The organism is Brotomerdimonas butyrica (genome assembly GCF_025567305.1).
In the GTDB taxonomy this organism is placed as follows: domain Bacteria; phylum Bacillota; class Clostridia; order Peptostreptococcales; family Anaerovoracaceae; genus Lentihominibacter; species Lentihominibacter butyricus.
Map to the genome: position 1 here is coordinate 31764 of NZ_JAOQJP010000003.1, position 16498 is coordinate 48261.

14 protein-coding genes are annotated in these 16498 nt (G+C 48.0%); all 14 read right to left on the reverse strand.

What is annotated here, in order from left to right; genetic code table 11:
• Positions 1-20: 20 nt before the first annotated feature.
• Positions 21-161 (reverse strand): Ada metal-binding domain-containing protein, encoded by a 141-nt coding sequence (locus tag OCV59_RS02910; protein ID WP_147593012.1) that lies wholly within the window; start codon positions 159-161, stop codon positions 21-23.
• A 189-nt stretch (positions 162-350) separates the two neighbouring features.
• Positions 351-1547: a CaiB/BaiF CoA transferase family protein gene (locus tag OCV59_RS02915; protein ID WP_147593014.1), complete on the reverse strand. Its 1197-nt coding sequence runs from the start codon at positions 1545-1547 to the stop codon at positions 351-353.
• Entirely contained in the window at positions 1544-2779 is a 1236-nt protein-coding gene (locus OCV59_RS02920) for a CaiB/BaiF CoA transferase family protein (protein ID WP_147593015.1), read from the reverse strand. Before OCV59_RS02920 ends, OCV59_RS02915 begins: the two co-directional genes overlap by 4 nt.
• Positions 2780-2811: 32 nt before the next feature.
• Complete coding sequence (locus OCV59_RS02925) at positions 2812-3249, reverse strand: hypothetical protein (RefSeq protein WP_147593016.1); 438 nt, start codon at positions 3247-3249, stop codon at positions 2812-2814.
• Positions 3250-3293: 44 nt separating this feature from the next.
• On the reverse strand, positions 3294-4943 hold the full coding sequence (locus OCV59_RS02930; RefSeq protein ID WP_147593017.1) for an APC family permease: 1650 nt from the start codon (positions 4941-4943) through the stop codon (positions 3294-3296).
• A gap of 205 nt (positions 4944-5148) precedes the next feature.
• A complete protein-coding gene (locus tag OCV59_RS02935) occupies positions 5149-6522 on the reverse strand; it encodes a sigma-54 interaction domain-containing protein (protein ID WP_147593018.1) in 1374 nt (457 codons plus the stop codon).
• Between the two features lie 263 nt (positions 6523-6785).
• Positions 6786-7568 carry a tryptophan synthase subunit alpha gene (gene trpA, locus OCV59_RS02940; RefSeq protein ID WP_147593019.1) on the reverse strand — a complete coding sequence of 261 codons (783 nt, stop codon included), beginning with the start codon at positions 7566-7568 and terminating at the stop codon, positions 6786-6788.
• Positions 7561-8745 (reverse strand): tryptophan synthase subunit beta, encoded by a 1185-nt coding sequence (trpB, locus tag OCV59_RS02945; protein ID WP_147593020.1) that lies wholly within the window; start codon positions 8743-8745, stop codon positions 7561-7563. The genes trpA and trpB overlap by 8 nt, the downstream gene beginning before the upstream one ends.
• 14 nt (positions 8746-8759) lie before the next feature.
• Positions 8760-10355 carry an indole-3-glycerol phosphate synthase TrpC gene (gene trpC / locus OCV59_RS12020; RefSeq protein ID WP_147593021.1) on the reverse strand — a complete coding sequence of 532 codons (1596 nt, stop codon included), beginning with the start codon at positions 10353-10355 and terminating at the stop codon, positions 8760-8762.
• A 41-nt stretch (positions 10356-10396) separates the two neighbouring features.
• A complete protein-coding gene (gene trpD / locus OCV59_RS02960) occupies positions 10397-11407 on the reverse strand; it encodes an anthranilate phosphoribosyltransferase (protein WP_147593022.1) in 1011 nt (336 codons plus the stop codon).
• On the reverse strand, positions 11400-11978 hold the full coding sequence (locus tag OCV59_RS02965; RefSeq protein ID WP_147593023.1) for an anthranilate synthase component II: 579 nt from the start codon (positions 11976-11978) through the stop codon (positions 11400-11402). Before OCV59_RS02965 ends, trpD begins: the two co-directional genes overlap by 8 nt.
• Entirely contained in the window at positions 11978-13480 is a 1503-nt protein-coding gene (gene trpE / locus OCV59_RS02970; protein WP_147593025.1) for an anthranilate synthase component I, read from the reverse strand. Before trpE ends, OCV59_RS02965 begins: the two co-directional genes overlap by 1 nt.
• 445 nt (positions 13481-13925) lie before the next feature.
• Positions 13926-15059 (reverse strand): toxic anion resistance protein, encoded by a 1134-nt coding sequence (locus OCV59_RS02975; RefSeq protein WP_147593027.1) that lies wholly within the window; start codon positions 15057-15059, stop codon positions 13926-13928.
• 19 nt (positions 15060-15078) lie between these two features.
• The gene (locus OCV59_RS02980) at positions 15079-16479 is read right to left on the reverse strand and encodes a 5-bromo-4-chloroindolyl phosphate hydrolysis family protein (protein WP_147593028.1); all 1401 of its coding nucleotides are present in this window, start codon (positions 16477-16479) and stop codon (positions 15079-15081) included.
• Between the last annotated feature and the right edge of the window lie 19 nt (positions 16480-16498).

A 16498-nucleotide genomic window follows, 5' to 3' on the forward strand; every position in this document is an offset into this window, starting at 1 on the left:
GTAGGAAGCTGTTTTGTGCGCTATCCTGTCATGATCCTGGCCGTACATACCGGTCTGCAGTATATTCCGGTAGTAGTCACTCCTATGAAAACCTTTCCGTCAAATCTTTTGTCATGCGCTGCGAATGCTCTGAACAGCGATTCTCTTTTTTTCTGATCCATAAATCTGCTCCTGTCTGTCATCAACTGCATGATAGCACTTTTAGACTTTCTTGTCTCGCCGTTTTCGGACATATATATAATAATAACAAATCATACACACTGTATACGATCCTCTAAGCTTTGCTGCACTATAAAAACCGGGAAACCCCGGTTTTTATAGTCTAAAAATTGTAAAAAGGCATGTGATTTTTAAGGAACTGCGACTATTTCTTCTTTTATGAGATCATCTATCTCACTTTCACTATATCCTGCAGATCGCAGAACAGGTTTTGTATCTTCACCGAGAAGCGGCGATGTCTTCCTTACCGAACCCGGTGTTTTGCTGAATTTCACAGGGAGTCCGAAAGCCCTGTACTTTCCTATATTGGCATCATCGATCTCTATCACCATATCTCTCTCGTTAAAATGTCTGCAATTCAGCGCCTCAAGCGGCAACTGGAGTTTTGATACAGGTATATCGAACTTCATGAAATCGACAATGACATCGTCCATTTTTCTGTCTTTCATCAATGCGGCCATATGTTCTGTAAAGCTGTCGAAATTGCTGCATCTCAGATCATTAGTCGCATACAGCTCACTGTCCTTGAGCTCAGGCTCTCCTATCGCTTCACAGAAATCAGGCCACATACTTTCTTCTGTTATACCTACTGCAACAGGACCGTCCGCGCACTCATAAACATCGTACGGAACTATCTCCCTGGGCTTTGCATTTCCTGTACGGCTTATAGGCTTGCCCGTAAGACTGTATGCCAGTACTGCATCCTCGACCGTAGCGAACATCGTATCCAGCATCGACACATCCAGTCTGCTGCCTTTGCCTGTACGCTTTTTCTTATAGCATGCCAGCACTATTGCCAGAAACATCGTCAGACCTGTATAGCTGTCTCCGACCGATGCACCCGATCTCATCGCCGGACCGTCAGGATACCCTGTCATTTCCATAAAACCGCACATACATTCCACAACATTGTCATATGCAGTTTTTTTGCGGAGCGGCCCTGTCTGTCCGAACCCTGTTATCGACGCGAATATTATTTCAGGATTTATTTCCTTTGCGACTTCATAGCCTATCCCCAGTTTGTCGATAGTGCCGAACTTGAAATTTTCAAGCACCACATCTACTTTCGGGTAAAGCTTTTTTATTATATCCTTTCCTTCAGGCTCTGAAAGATCGATCGCTATACTTTCTTTGTTACGGTTGTACAGTGCGAAATATCCGCTGCCGTCATCTTCAGTGTACGGTCCCCATTCTCGCGACTGATCTCCGTAATCAGCTCTCTCAACCTTTATCACTCTTGCTCCATAGTCAGCAAGATTCATTGCGCAGTACGGCCCGCTGTATGCCTGTGTGAAATCCAGTACAGTTATTCCTTCCAATGGTCTCATTTCGCACCTCCTTCACACAAAACGATCTTTCTCTTCTCGAGTGCTGCTATCTCGTCGTCTGCAAAGCCTGCAAACTTCAATATTTCTTCCGTATCCTCACCAAGCAGCGGCGCTGATTTTATATCTGTATCATCTATATCTGAAATTTTGATCGGTACGCCCGGCATTTTGATTTTTCCTAAAGCCTTGTCATCTATATCCAGCACCATATTCCTGGTATTGAGCTGTTCATCATTGAATGCATCTTCAACAGTATAACCCGGGCCACCCGGTATATTATGAGGTTCCAAAAGCTCTGAAATCTCTTTCCTCGTCATATCTCTGAATTTGTTGTCTATTATTTCGCGAAGCCCTCTCTCTCCGTCTTCTGCAAAATAATGCTCGCCTCTTCCCTCATTAGTAGTGAACCTTGGATCACTTAACAGTTCTTCAAATCCCATGACTTCACAGAATTTTTTCCACTGGCTGTTCGTAGAAACTGCTGTCGAGAATATGCCGTCTTTGACTTCAAATGTGTCATAAGGCGCGATCGAACGTGACCCGTTTCCTTCTCTGTGCTTTGTCACTCCTGACATCGATGCTTCTGCCAGGCAATCCTCAAGAGCAGTGAGCATACTGTCCGCAGAAGCCACTTCCACCTGCTGGCCTTCTCCCATATCTTCTCTTGCCATCAGAGCTGCAACTATTCCTGCCGCAAGATGGACTCCGCCGAACTGATCTGCCATTCTCGATCCATGAGCTGTCGGTCTTCCGCCTTTTTCATCAGGCCATCCTGTGCACTGCATAAGTCCACAGAATGCTTCTGATGTCAGGTCGCAACCTGCCGAATTGCTCATCGGACCGTATTTGCCGAATCCGGTCTGTGAAGCATAAATGATCCTCGGATTCACTTCACAGGCTTTACCGTAATCAATATTGCATCTTTCCATTTCTCCTGCCGGGAAACAGTCACACACTACATCTGCACTTTCAATTAGTCTAATTATGATCTTCTGTCCCTCTTCTGTCCTTCTATCGATGCATATGCTTTTCTTGCCCCTGTTCATATATGCGTGATATGCGCTTCCTTTATCTGTTTTCGGAAAGCTGTTTCGCAGAATATCCCCTCCAGTTTCAGGGTCTTCGATCTTGATCACCTCAGCTCCAAAATCTGCGAGAAGCATCGTTGCATAGCTTCCGGTATGTCCCTGAGTAAAATCTAGCACCCTGATCCCATCTAATATCTTAGCCATATCTTCCTCCTGTCGCTTCTGATTGATGCTTTTTATGCTGCAGGTATCGGCTCGTCGACAACGAATGTCGTATCTCCCTTAACTACTAATACAGGTTCATCGAACACTTCTGAACGATCTGATTCGATATCGTATTCTGATGTCTTGTACATTTCATATCCGTATAACCTCGATCTGCTTCCCTGCTTTACGAGCCATACGATGATCTCAACTGCGTCAAGCATATGAACAGGCTTTAATATACTTGCCTGAGTATGTACGAACAGTCCGCCGTCTCCGTTATCTCTGATATTGCTCAGCTCTGTGACACAGTCTATGCACTTTTCCATAAGCTTGCAGCCGGATATCATTTCTCCGGGGTAATGCATATCTTCACCGTGTATAGAAATTTTAAATTTCAGTTCAGTCACATCCGGACCCTTTTTAACTGCTGTTAATAAATCTCTTCTTTCCGCTTCAATTTTTGCCATCTTATTTACCTCCATATTAAACACACTTTTATTGTTTTCTCCTGTTATTCAGCAGCAGTCTCTGCCGGAAGCTCTTTCTTTTCCAGCTTCTTGTCGCATATCCTCAATACTATCGCCAGTACTGCATAGATCACAGAAACTACTGTAATGCTGTTATAGATCCTGTTTGTGATCTCTTCATCTGTTCCTCCCAGGAATGGATAATTAGCGCCATAATCAGCTTCCCATCCAACTTCATAGAAGTCAAACCAGAACAGACCGCCTATCAGGCCTATCACTGCAAGTATCGCAAAGACTATCGCCATTCTGCTGAAGTCTCCTGACACAAGCCTTGTCCTTTTGTCGATCGGGTATTTTACAGGATCATTCGCATACAACCCTCCGTACATCCGTTTCCATATCACATATAAGATCGGAGCTGATGCAAACGCTATCATTCCTCCAAGATAGTAGTCTGCACCGTTTAAGAAAAGTGCTGCACATGCTATTATCAGTCCCGGAGTAATGAGTATTTTAACGAAATTATCACCAAACGGGATCTTGAACGGTCTCGGTGTATCCGGCTCTATTTTTCTGAGTCTTGCTGCTGATATGAATACGAGTACATAATCGACCATCAGCATTGTTACGTCCATTGTTACCAAAACGCTGAAATCAAAATTGCATAATAGCGTCGTAACTACAGAAAGTGAAATCACTCCTATATATGGCACGTGTCTTTTTTTGCTTACTTTGAGCAGCACCTTCGGCGCCAGATTGTCAAGAGCCATACCGTAAAATCCTCTTGAAATCGATATCATCTGTGTATTGAACAGTGAAAGGTTGGCTATGACCGCCGCTATAGTAAAGCACGGCAGACCCCATGCACCTGCAAGTGCCAGTACATTTCCGAAAGATATCCCGGCGCCGTCATTAGCCCAGTCCTGCCACTGACCTACCGAAGCAAGTCCTGCTATTGTCGGAAGTATATAGGATATAGCTACCAGCGGCATTATTATGAGCAGACCTCTAGGAATAACGCTCTTGTCCTTACATTCAGTCGCTAATGTAGACATCGATGTATAACCTGCATACATCCACATACCGGTTGCGAGTCCTGCTCCTATCGACCCTATCAGTGTATAGTCTGCACTGTTGTAGAAAGGCTCCATCGGGTTATACTGCCAGTTTGCAAACCCTACAACTGTAACTGCCATAAACGCGATAAATATTATTACTGAAAAAATAGTGCTTACTTTTCCTACTTCTTCGATACCCAGCAGATTGATCACTGTGAATATCAGAATAAGTACAAACATGAATATAAATTTCGCGGTATCTGTCATGCCCGGTATAAGCATCTGACTGTATGAACCTGCCAGAACTATATAGAGCGTATTATCTATATAGCACGATACTGTTCTGCACCAGCCTCCTGCAAAGCCCCAGAATTCTCCAAGCCCTCTCTGTATCCACTTGTAGAATCCTCCTGCATCTGTAATGAAGGATCCAAGCTCTGCAGAGCACAGCGCCTGGGGTGCGGCCCATATAAACGGCAGTACGCACAATATCACTATTGTCATGCCCGGACCTGCGTCCGATATCATTCCTTCTATACCGAATGCTCCTGCGGCAACAAGGCAGTACATCATAAGCACCGCTGTTCGCAATGTTATATTACGTTCGACTAAGCCGCCAGATTGTTGTTTACTCATTCTTCCTCTCCTTTCGTCGGCAAATTTTTTATTACACTCCTATATAGAGCAATCTCTGTGCCAACTTTCATATCGAGAAAAAAATTCCTCTGAACACCCGTATTTTCCAACCTTTTCGGATATTTGAGGAATCTTGCGATTTTTTATTTAATTTTGACTTTTGCTCATTTTTGATTTTTGATTGCTCAAAACTGATTAGATATGCTCATCTCAAATCATATTTCAGCAGTTTTCTGTTAAGTGTAGCCCGGGAAACATCCAGTGCTTTTTCAAGATCTTCCGGATTATCGTATATTTCCATATATTTTTTTATAAGCTCTTTTTCTGCATGCTCAGACACCTCTCTTAAAGTTCCTTTTTCTCCTGAACCTTTAAAATCTTTCTTTCCTGTTCCGAGTATCATACCTACATGTTCAGCGTTTATCACATCATCATGAACTGTAAGCACAAGCCTCTCCACGATATTTTCAAGTTCACGCACATTTCCAGGCCATTCATACACCTGCAGCGCATTAAGGCTGCTGAGAGAAAACCTTTTCTGTGTACCGTATTTTTTGTTGAATTTATCAGCAAACGAATATATCAATGGCACGATATCGGCCTGTCTTTCTCTTAACGGCGGGATCATTATCGGAAATGTATTGAGCCGATAAAACAAATCCGCTTTAAACTCTCCAGTCTGGACTTTTTCAGCCAAATTTTTGTTCGTTGCGGCTATCACCTGCACATCTATCTTTATGCTCTTCTTCCCGCCTATCCTCAGGATCTCATTTTCCTGCAGCGTCCTGAGCAGTTTTGACTGGAAGCTGAGCGATATCTCTCCTATCTCGTCAAGAAAAATAACACCTTTATTCGCAAGTTCAAAATACCCTTTTTTCCCTTTTTCGTCTGCCCCTGTGAACGATCCTTTTTCGTATCCGAACAGTTCGGACTCTATTAAAGTTTCCGGTATGGCACTGCAGTTCACAGCAATAAACGGTCCGTTTTTCCTCACGCCGTTTCTATATATGAGCTTGGCTATTATCTCCTTTCCGACACCCGTCTCTCCTTCAATCAGAACTCTCGAATCATACTTGGCTGCAGTGAGCGCAAGTTCTACTACCTGTTTCATTTTAGGTGACTCGAGCACCAGATCTTTCGTTTCTTTTGCAAAAATAGATCTCAGATATCTGATTTCACTTTTGTATTTGTCGAGTTTCTCCTCATTGATCCTCAGCTGTTCTTTCATTATGTCGATCTCTTTCAGCTCTCTCTCACAGCACACGATCATGTCTATCTTACCGTCTTTGATGTATGGTATTCCTGTAGTGAGTGTCTCCGTTTCATCATACTGAAGCAATGTCTCTTTCTCGCCGCTTTTAAGGACTCTCAATGTGCATGAATCCCTGTATATTCCTTCATCTACAAGTTCCTGCATCGTCTTGCCTACTATATCCTCCCGCTTTTTCGTACCAAGCCCCTTTTCATTTATTTCCATGATGGTGCTTTTATCATCCAGAATAAAAATGCCGTCATCAATACACTCTATTACTGCTTTTATGTACTCCCTTGCATCTTTTGATAAGTTTTCAAATCTCATTTCGGCCTCGCTTTTTGCATGAATTTGGATTTATCTGATTATTTTAATCATATTAATTTTAACCGGAATGTCAATTATTTTCTTCAATTTTTACGATTTTGATATTCATTCTCTGGCGTCCATATCCGGAAAACATCCGATAAAACCATGTCTTTTCCACAAAAAAAGGAACCTTTCATCAGGCTCCTTTTTTCATATTAATTATCTGGATTTATCTGCCTTTATATGCTGTTTTTCGACGTCTGTGCGAGCTTCCTGCACGTTCAGTCCTGTCCGCGCACCGCGTCTTTCATGCTCTTCACATATTCCTTCACGTATGGCACGCAGTCTTCGCCATACTTTTCGCAGAGCTTCACGATCGCCGAGCCGACGATGGCGCCGTCCGACTTTGCAGCCATTTCTGCGGCCTGCTCTGGAGTCGAGATACCGAATCCTACAGCACAAGGGATATCGTTTGCCTTTTTCACGAGCGATACCATCGCTCCTATATCTGTCGTGATATCCGAACGCATGCCTGTAACGCCGAGTGATGAAACGCAGTATACAAAGCCGCTTGCCTCTTTTGCGATCATCGATATACGCTCGTGTGATGTCGGTGCTATCAGTGAAATAAAGTCCAGTCCGTATTCCCTGCACACGGAGTCGAATTCCTGCTTTTCCTCGAATGGAACATCCGGCAATATGATGCCGTTCATCCCGATCTCAGCTGCCTTTTTTACAAAGCGCTCAGTCCCGTATGAGAACACAACATTTGCATACGTCATGAACACCAGCGGGATATCTGTCTTTTTTCTGATGCGTTCGACCATCTCGAATATCTTATCTGTCGTGACTCCGCCTGACAGTGCTCTGACGTTGGCCGCCTGTATCACCGGGCCTTCTGCAGTCGGATCCGAAAACGGTATGCCAAGCTCTATAAGGTCAGCTCCCGCCTCTTCCATCGCATAGACCAGCTGCTCCGTGATCTCAAGCGATGGATCACCACACGTTATGAACGGGATGAAAGCTTTCCCTGATGCGAATGCGTCTGATATTTTCCTACTCATGGATATCCTCCCCTCTGTAACGTGCTATCGCTGCACAGTCCTTGTCTCCTCTGCCTGAGATCGTTATCACAACGATCTGATCCTTGTCCATCTGCGGCACTATCTTTCTGGCATGCGCCACCGCATGCGCGCTTTCGATGGCCGGGATTATACCTTCGACCCTCGAAAGGTATTCAAAAGCGTCTACTGCCTCATCATCTGTCACCGGTACATACTCAGCCCTTCCCGTGTCGTACAGATCTGCGTGTTCAGGTCCTATGCCGGGGTAATCCAGTCCTGCCGAGATCGAGTATACCGGCGCTATCTGTCCGTATTCGTCCTGGCAGAAATAAGATTTCATCCCGTGGAATATGCCGAGACTTCCCACCGATATCGTCGCAGCCGTTTCAGCCGTGTTGATGCCGCGACCTGCAGCCTCACAGCCGATCAGTCTCACGCCTTCGTCCTCTATGAAATTATAGAAAGTGCCTATCGCATTTGATCCCCCGCCTACACATGCAAGAACTGCATCAGGCAGTCTGCCTTCCTTTTCCATTATCTGCGCCTTTATCTCCTTTGAGATCACAGCCTGAAAATCCCTGACCATAGTAGGGAACGGGTGCGGTCCCATCACGGATCCCAGCACATAATGAGTGTCGTCGATACGGTTCGTCCACTCTCTCATGGTCTCCGAAACAGCGTCCTTCAAGGTCGCAGTACCCGAAGTCACAGCATTGACCTTTGCCCCCAGAAGGCGCATCCTGTATACGTTCAGCGCCTGCCGCTCAGTGTCTTCCCTGCCCATGAAGATCTCGCACTCCATGCTCATCAGCGCCGCTGCAGTAGCCGTAGCAACTCCGTGCTGTCCTGCGCCGGTCTCTGCGATAACTCTCGTCTTGCCCATCTTCTTAGCGAGCAGCACTTGTCCGAGCACGTTGTTTATCTTGTGCGAGCCCGTATGGTTCAGGTCTTCTCTCTTAAGATATACCTTGGCGCCTCCGAGATCCTCTGTCATATGTGCCGCATAGTAAAGCCTCGACGGTCTGCCCGCATATTCGTCGAGCAGCTGAGTCAGCTCTCTGTTGAATCCCGGGTCATCCTTGTATCTGTTGTAAGCTTCTTCCAGCTCTATCACCGCATTCATCAGCGTCTCCGGGATGTACTGCCCGCCGTGGACACCAAACCTTCCTGCCGTCATGTCATTTCCTCCTTTTATTCCTCGCCCTGCTTCTGCAGTTCGTCCATTATCTTCATTATTTCGTCTATCTTTTCTCTGTCTTTCACTTTGTCAGTTTCCAGGCTGCTGCTCATGTCCACTGCCCATGGATGCATCAGCTCGACCGCTTCTGCCAGATTTCCTGCATCGAGTCCTCCGGCAAGGAAAAACGGCCGCTGCAGCTTGTCCCTGTTTTCTCTGACGATCGACCAGTCGAACGAACGTCCTTCGCCTTTTCCCTGATCCAGAAGCACCATGTCCGCAGTGCTCGCCTGCGCTTTTTCAAGGTCTTCAGGCGTCTTCACCTTAAAAGCCTTGACGATCCTCACATCGCCTCCATCGCCGCCTGTTCCGTCGTTCACATCGGCATTCACACCGGTGCCGGTACCGGCGCCTGCATCTATAAGTTTCCTCAGCCTTGCTATATACTCGTCATCCTCATTTCCGTGCAGCTGCATGATCTTTATGACACCTGAGTTGTAAAGGGCTGCAGCCAGCTCCTCTCCGGCGTCTACGAACACGCCTACCGGTATTATATCATCGTCGAGCTCTTTCACGAGCTCTCTGAGCTGATCAGGAGTTATGCTCCTGCGGCTCTTCGGATAGTCTATCACGAACCCTGCATAATCGGGCTTTGCCGCATTTACATACTCGATATCTTCCGGTCTGCTCAGACCGCAGATCTTTATCTTCGGCCGCTCCGGGCTTTCAGCCGGTATGTTCACCGGACCGCCGTTCAGCTCCTCCAGCGCTGCTTTTTTATCCTCGCGCCTCATCAGCGTTTCACCTATAAGCACCGCATCGACATCGTTGTCCCGGAGCCGGCCTATATCCCCGGATGTCCTGATCCCGCTCTCTGACACGAACACCGTATCGGCCGGAGCGAGAGCCCTGAGCGCGATGCTGTTGCCCATGTCGACCTTGAAAGTCCTCAGATCCCTGTTGTTCACACCTATGATCTCTGCACCTGCAGCTATCGCTCTGAACACCTCGTCGCTGTCGTGCGCCTCGACAAGCGCATCCATTCCCAGGTTTTTCGCAACTTCCATATAACCTTTCAGCTGCACATCGTCCAGCAGGCTGCATATCAGCAGTACCGCCGACGCTCCCAGTATCTTCGCCTCATATATCATGTATTCGCTGACCGTGAAATCCTTTCGCAGCACCGGTATATCTACCGCATCGGTGATCTCCCTGAGATATCTGTCGCTTCCCTTGAAATAGAACGGTTCCGTCAGACACGATATCGCTGACGCGCCTGCAGCCTCGTATTCCTTCGCGATCTCAAGATACGGAAAATCCTCCGCTATCAGTCCTTTTGACGGTGAAGCCTTCTTCACTTCGCAGATGTACGACATGCCCGGCTTTTTCAGCGCTTCAATGAATGATTTTCTATGCGCTGCAGGTTTTCCGGCTCCCGCGGCAGCTGTATCTGTGCCATCCGGCTCCATGCCGGCTGCTGCAAGCTCTTCCGCCCTTATCTTCTCCGCTTCAGCTCTGATCTGCGCGAGCGGCTTTTCCTTCTGTTTTTCCTCTATACGTTCTCTCGTTTTCGCTGCGATCTCCAGCAGTATATCAGAAGCTCCTGCCATTTTTCCCCTTTCTCTTGACTGTTTTCTGTCTCTGTCTTTATCTATCTGTTGCTTTCAGTTATGAATTCCTCGAGCTTTCTCAGCGCTGATCCATCGTCTATCAGCGATTCAGCCATCCTTACGCCCTGCTCGATCGTCTCTGCTTTTCCTGTTATGTAAAGGGCTGCACCTGCATTCAGGCATACGGCCTGGCGTTTTGCACCTTTTTCTCTGCCTTCGAGGATAGCCTTAGTGATCTCTGCATTTTCCTGCGGTGATCCGCCCGTGAGCTGACTCTTGTCACATCGTTCATAGCCGAATTGTTCAGGCGTCAGCTCGTATGACTGGAACCAGCCGTCCTTTATCTCGCATACTGCAGTCGGCGCACACATCGAGATCTCATCGAGACTGTCTTTGCCGTAAACGACCATGCCTCTCGAAACTCCGAGCTTTGCCATTACCTGTGCCAGCGGCTCTACCAGCGACTCATCGTAAACTCCCATGAGTTCCATATTTGCCCCCGCAGGATTGCTCAGCGGCCCGAGGATGTTGAACACAGTCCTGATGCCCAGCTCTTTCCTTATCGGTGCGACGTATTTCATCGCTACGTGGTAATTCTGCGCGAACAGGAAGCATATGCTGATGTCTTTCAGCAGCTGTGCGCTTTTTTCAGGCGGTATGGAAATGTTCACGCCGAGCGCTTCCAGCACATCCGCAACGCCTGATTTTGAAGATGCCGCTCTGTTGCCGTGCTTTGCTACCGGAACTCCTGCCGCTGCGATCACGAGCGATGATGTCGTCGAGATGTTGAACGAATTCGATCCGTCACCGCCTGTTCCGACGATCTCCAGCACATCCATGTTGTGCAGCAGCTTTATGCAGTGCGCTCTCATACCTGCTGCCGACGCTGTTATCTCATCTATCGTTTCGCCTTTTATCGAAAGAGCCGTAAGGTACGCAGACATCTGTACCGGCGTCGCTTCTCCACTCATTATTTCATTCATCACGGCTTCTGCCATCTCATATGTCAGATCCTCTTTTTTTGCAAGCTTCAGTATTGCCTCTTTAATCATTTCTTACCACCTCCATGAAATTTTCGATCATTTTTCTGCCGTCCGGCGTCATTACCGATTCCGGATGGAACTGCACTCCGAATATCGGATATTCCGCATGTTCCAGCGCCATTATCTCGCCGTCGTCAGCCTCTGCCACGACCTTCAGCTCTGCAGGCAGGCTCTCCGCCTCAGCCGCCAGCGAATGGTATCTCGCAGCTTTGAATTCAGGTCCCAGGCCTCTGAAAAGCTTTCCCGTGCCGCCCTGGTAGACCTTGCTCTGCTTGCCGTGCATCAGCTCCTTTGCATATGAGACCGTTCCGCCGAACGCCTCGCATATCGCCTGATGCCCCAGGCACACGCCCAGCATCGGCAGCTTTCCTGCAAAATACTTCACAGCATCGATGCAGACGCCTGCATCTGCAGGCTTTCCCGGTCCCGGCGACAGTATCAGTGCTTCCGGTCCCATCGCTTCTATCTCCTCGATAGTGTATTCATCGTTTCTTATCACTTTTATATCTTTTTCGACCGACCCTATCAGCTGATACAGGTTGTACGAAAAACTGTCGTAATTGTCTATAAGTAAAATCATCAGATGCCCTCCTTTGCCATGCCTATTGCCGTCACAACGGCTTTCGCCTTGTTTATGCATTCTCTGAACTCGTTTTCAGGCACGCTGTCTGCGACCACTCCCGCGCCTGATCGTATGCAGATCCTGCCGTTTTTCTTGTACACCAGTCTTATCGCTATGCACGTGTCCATGTTTCCGGTAAAGTCCAGATATCCGATCGCTCCGCCGTATACACCGCGCTTGTCGTTTTCCAGTTCTTCTATGATCTGGCACGCTCTGAATTTCGGCGCGCCGGACAGTGTGCCTGCTGGAAGTATCGCGTCCACTGCATCGACCGCGTCCTTGTCTGCTCTGATCTTTCCTGTCACTGTCGAGCCGATGTGCATCACGTGTGAGAATCTTTCTATCGAAAGGTACTCTTCCACCTTTACGCTACCGATCTCGCTCACCTTGCCGATATCGTTCCTGCCGAGGTCGACCAGCATGTTGTGTTCTGCGAGTTCCTTTTCGTCTTTCAGCAGTTCTGCTTCCAGCGCCTTGTCCTCTTCGTCATCCTTTCCTCTAGGTCTCGTGCCTGCGAGCGGGAACGTGCTGATCTTGCCGTTTTCAAGCTTTGCAAGTGTCTCGGGCGATGCTCCCGAAAGCTCTATGTCGTCGCTTGAGAAGTAAAACATGTATGGCGACGGGTTCTCTGTCCTCAGCACTCTGTATGTGTCGAACAGGCTTCCTTCTGCTTCGGCTCTCATCGGGTTGGAAAGCACTACCTGAAAGATATCGCCTTCGCGTATGTACTCTTTGGCTTTTTCGACCATTTCGCAGTACTGTTTTTCGGAAAAGTGCGGCGTTATCTCTGTCTTCAGTTCCAGCGGCTTGAAGACTTCTTTTTCGCCGTTCCTTATAAGATCCGCCATTTCCTTTAGGGTATCTTTCGCGGCCTCATATGAAGTTTCTATATCTTCTGTCATCACGCCGGTTATCAGCAGCAACTTCTGCCTGTAATGGTCGAATGCAATGACTTTATCGAACAGCATCAGATCCATGTCTCTGAAATCCTGATTCTCTCCTTCTTTAACTCTGCTCTTCATCAGCGGCTTGAGCTTCGGTTCGCTGTATTTGATGTAGTCGTATGAGAAGTAGCCTACAAGTCCTCCTGTGAATGACGGCATGTCTTCCATCTGCGGCGTCTTGTATCTGTCGAGTATCTCTCTGAGCACGTCACCCGGATGATCTATCTTCTTTATCGTTTTCTGTTCTACCCCGTCCGGCATCGTCTCTCTTATCGTGAGTATATCGTCGAGGCATGTGATCTCCATTCCCGGATCGTAGCCGAGGAAAGAATACCTGCCCCATACCTCGCTCTGGCTGGCGCTTTCCAGCAGGTAACAGTGCCGGCTGGCTTTTCTCAGTATTTTCATTACTTCGACCGGTGTGTAGCTGTCCGACAGCATTTCCATACATACCGGTATCCTTCTGTAATCTCCCTGCGATGCTATCTGTTTTATTTGTTCTAGTGACGGATACATATATCTTTACCTCCTGTTGTATTCGTATTTTCTGCGGCGGCCGGATTTGTCAAGTCATAAAAAAAACTCGTCTTTGACAGAATTTTAATTCTATCAAGGACGAGTGTTACCCGCGGTGCCACCTTAATTTCATGGTCTGACCCATGCTCTCTGCAGAATACCATCATATTCCCGGCAACTGACGTATGCCTCCACGTCGCAGAATACTCAGCCTGATACAAGGCCTTTGACTGCGCCCTCGGCGGTCCATTTGGCAGCCTGCATTTCCATCCGGCTCGCACCATCCCGGACTCTCTGTGGGCGCATTACTGCTTTTATCTCCGCTTCAACGGTTTATTTCATTGTTTATTTTCTACAAAAATACCACACATTTATGTGTTTGTCAACAATTTACACGAATTTTTCTGTATTTTATTCATGCTTTTTTATTAACATGCACAGAAGGCTATCTGTCGACTACCTCGAGCAGCTTTGATTTGAGCTCGTTCTCCATCTTGCGCAGCTCGGTTTCCGCCTCCGATCTTCTGCGGCGTCCCTCCTGCTGGATCTCCATCACTTCGTCGAGTGTCGAGATCAGCGTCTGGTTAGTATGCTGCAGCGTCTCGATGTCCACGATGCCGCGTTCTGTCTCCTTCGCAGTCTCCACAGTCGCCATCTTGAGCGTGTCAGCATTCTTTTTGAGCAGCTCGTTTGTCATATCAGTCACTTCACGATGTGCCTTCACGGCATCGCTCGAATGCGCAACTCCGAGGGCTAACACCATCTGGCTCTTCCAGAGAGGGACCGTATTGACGATCGTCGACTGGATCTTTTCCACCATCATCGTGTTATTGCCCTGCACGAGCCTTATCTGCGGCGCTGTCTGTATCGAGATCGTTCTCGTCAGCTCAAGATCGTGCAGCTTTTTCTCAAAACGCTGACACTTGGACTCCAGATCCTTTGCAGCCTGCACATCTTCCGGCAGTCCGCTTGTCTTAGCCTTCTGCACCAGCTCAGCCAGCTCGCCGTTTCTCACCTGTTCGAGTTTTTTCTTTCCCGCCATTATGTACATCGTCAGTTCCTTGAAATACGTCAGGTTCGCGTCGTACATCTTGTCCATCACAGCGATGTCCTTGAGCAGCTGCACCTGATGACCCTCCAGGATCTTGCAGATGCTTTCCACATTGGTCTCGACCCTGGCGTAACGCGTCTTCAGAGCCTCGATCTTGTTCTTTCCTTTCTTGAAAAATCCGAACAGACCTTTCTCTTCCTCGGCATCGAAGCTTTTGAGCTCTGTCACTACTCCCGTGAGCAGGTCCCCGACTTCACCGAGATCCTTAGTCTTCACCTTTTCGAGAGCCGTCTCGGAAAAGTCCGCCATCTTCTTCTGAGTCCCTGCACCATACTGCAGTATAGCTGTAGAGTCATTCAGATCTATCTGCTGTGCGAATGCATCGACCATCTGCTGTTCTTCCGGTGTCAGCACCGGTTCTTCGACAGTTTCAGGCTCTTCTGCCACTACCATCTGTGCGGTTTCTGCTTCTTTGAACGGATCCAGCGTCAGTGACGGCGCTGCTGCCTCTTTGAATTCCATATCCATTTTCTTTCTCCAGTCTTCTTTATTTCTTTAAACCGTCTTCCATCAGACCTTCCTGTGCCAGCATCGTCTGCAGCACAGAAATATCAGATGAGACATCCCATGCAGTATCTTCGAATAAATTATCCAGCAGCTTTGCAAATGCGCTGTTCAGCGTATCAAGCGTGTCCTCGATCTCTTTCTTCGAATTCAATATGTTTTCGCCCTGAACAGGCTGCCTGTCGAGTTCTTCATATGCCCCCAGAAGCTTGACTGTCATCGGAAGATAGTAATCCATCATCTTCCTCAGATCACGGGCATTTTCCGGATGCGCCTCGGTCTGCTGGAAGATCCTCCTCACCAGCAGCTCCATCCTGTATATCTTCTCCGAGACTTCCTCTCCCGGTATGGCGTCATTGCTCTTTCGTATGCTTTCTATGTATTCGCTGCCTTTCTCCAGTATCGCTCTCACCTCAGGAGTCAGCCCGCCGGTGCGTTTCAGCTCTTCTTCACGCATCCTGGCCTCCTCTGCCTCACGTTCTCTTGTGTTTTTCTCTGTTTCAAGATACTGTTCATAGACCCGGTTCGATACCATCAGGCATTTTTCGCTCTTGTCGAGATGCCCCTGCAGGAACCATCCCTTCCCGAGCATTTTTCTGATGTCCCTTATTATCTCCTTCTCAGACTTATGACAGTAGACCGCAAGCTTTTCTATATCTGCATACTCGCTGTTTTCCAGGCTGCGCACGTACTGATCGAACCGCTTGGCGAGGCTCAGCCCAGTAGCGCCCTTCACGATCAGAAAAACGCCTGCCGCAAGCATTATAAACAGCATTATCGCAGACCCGATCTTTGCACCTGCTGCAGAAAAAGCTATGCTGATCAGCAGTGATATCAGAGGCAGAAAACTAAGCGAAGCCACGATTATTCCTGACACCAGCATCGCGATCGCTCCGCCGCGGCGTTTACTGCTGCCCGCGAACAGCGATGTGTTTTTTGCAAAGGCTGCAGGTCTGCTGTCTGCCCTGTATGCATATCCTCTGGTCTGCTGCCTGTGCAGATTCGATGAAGCTGATCCCTGATTTCCCGGGCCCGTCGCAGTCCCTGCTGCTTCGGAGCCTGACGCACTGCCGGGCCTGCCGTAATCATAGGCTTCGGCCTGTCCCTGCTGTCTGTTTTCATGACCTGCCGGTCCCGCCTGCTGTGAAGCCTGACCCGCAGCTCCGTTGTTTGATGTGCCATTATTTCTGCTGCCGTTTTTACCGCTCAGATCGAAATCCCATCCGTCTCCGCTCCGGAACTCCTCTCCGCTTATTCCCTGAAAAGCTTTTTTTATCGTTCTGTTGATATTTTCATTAAGTCGACCGAAATCCCCCATATGCACCGCATCCTCTATTATGCGGTTAAGGTCTCCGCCGAGATCATTCCAGTCTTTACCGTTCATTTCATCCTCCGTTTTTCAC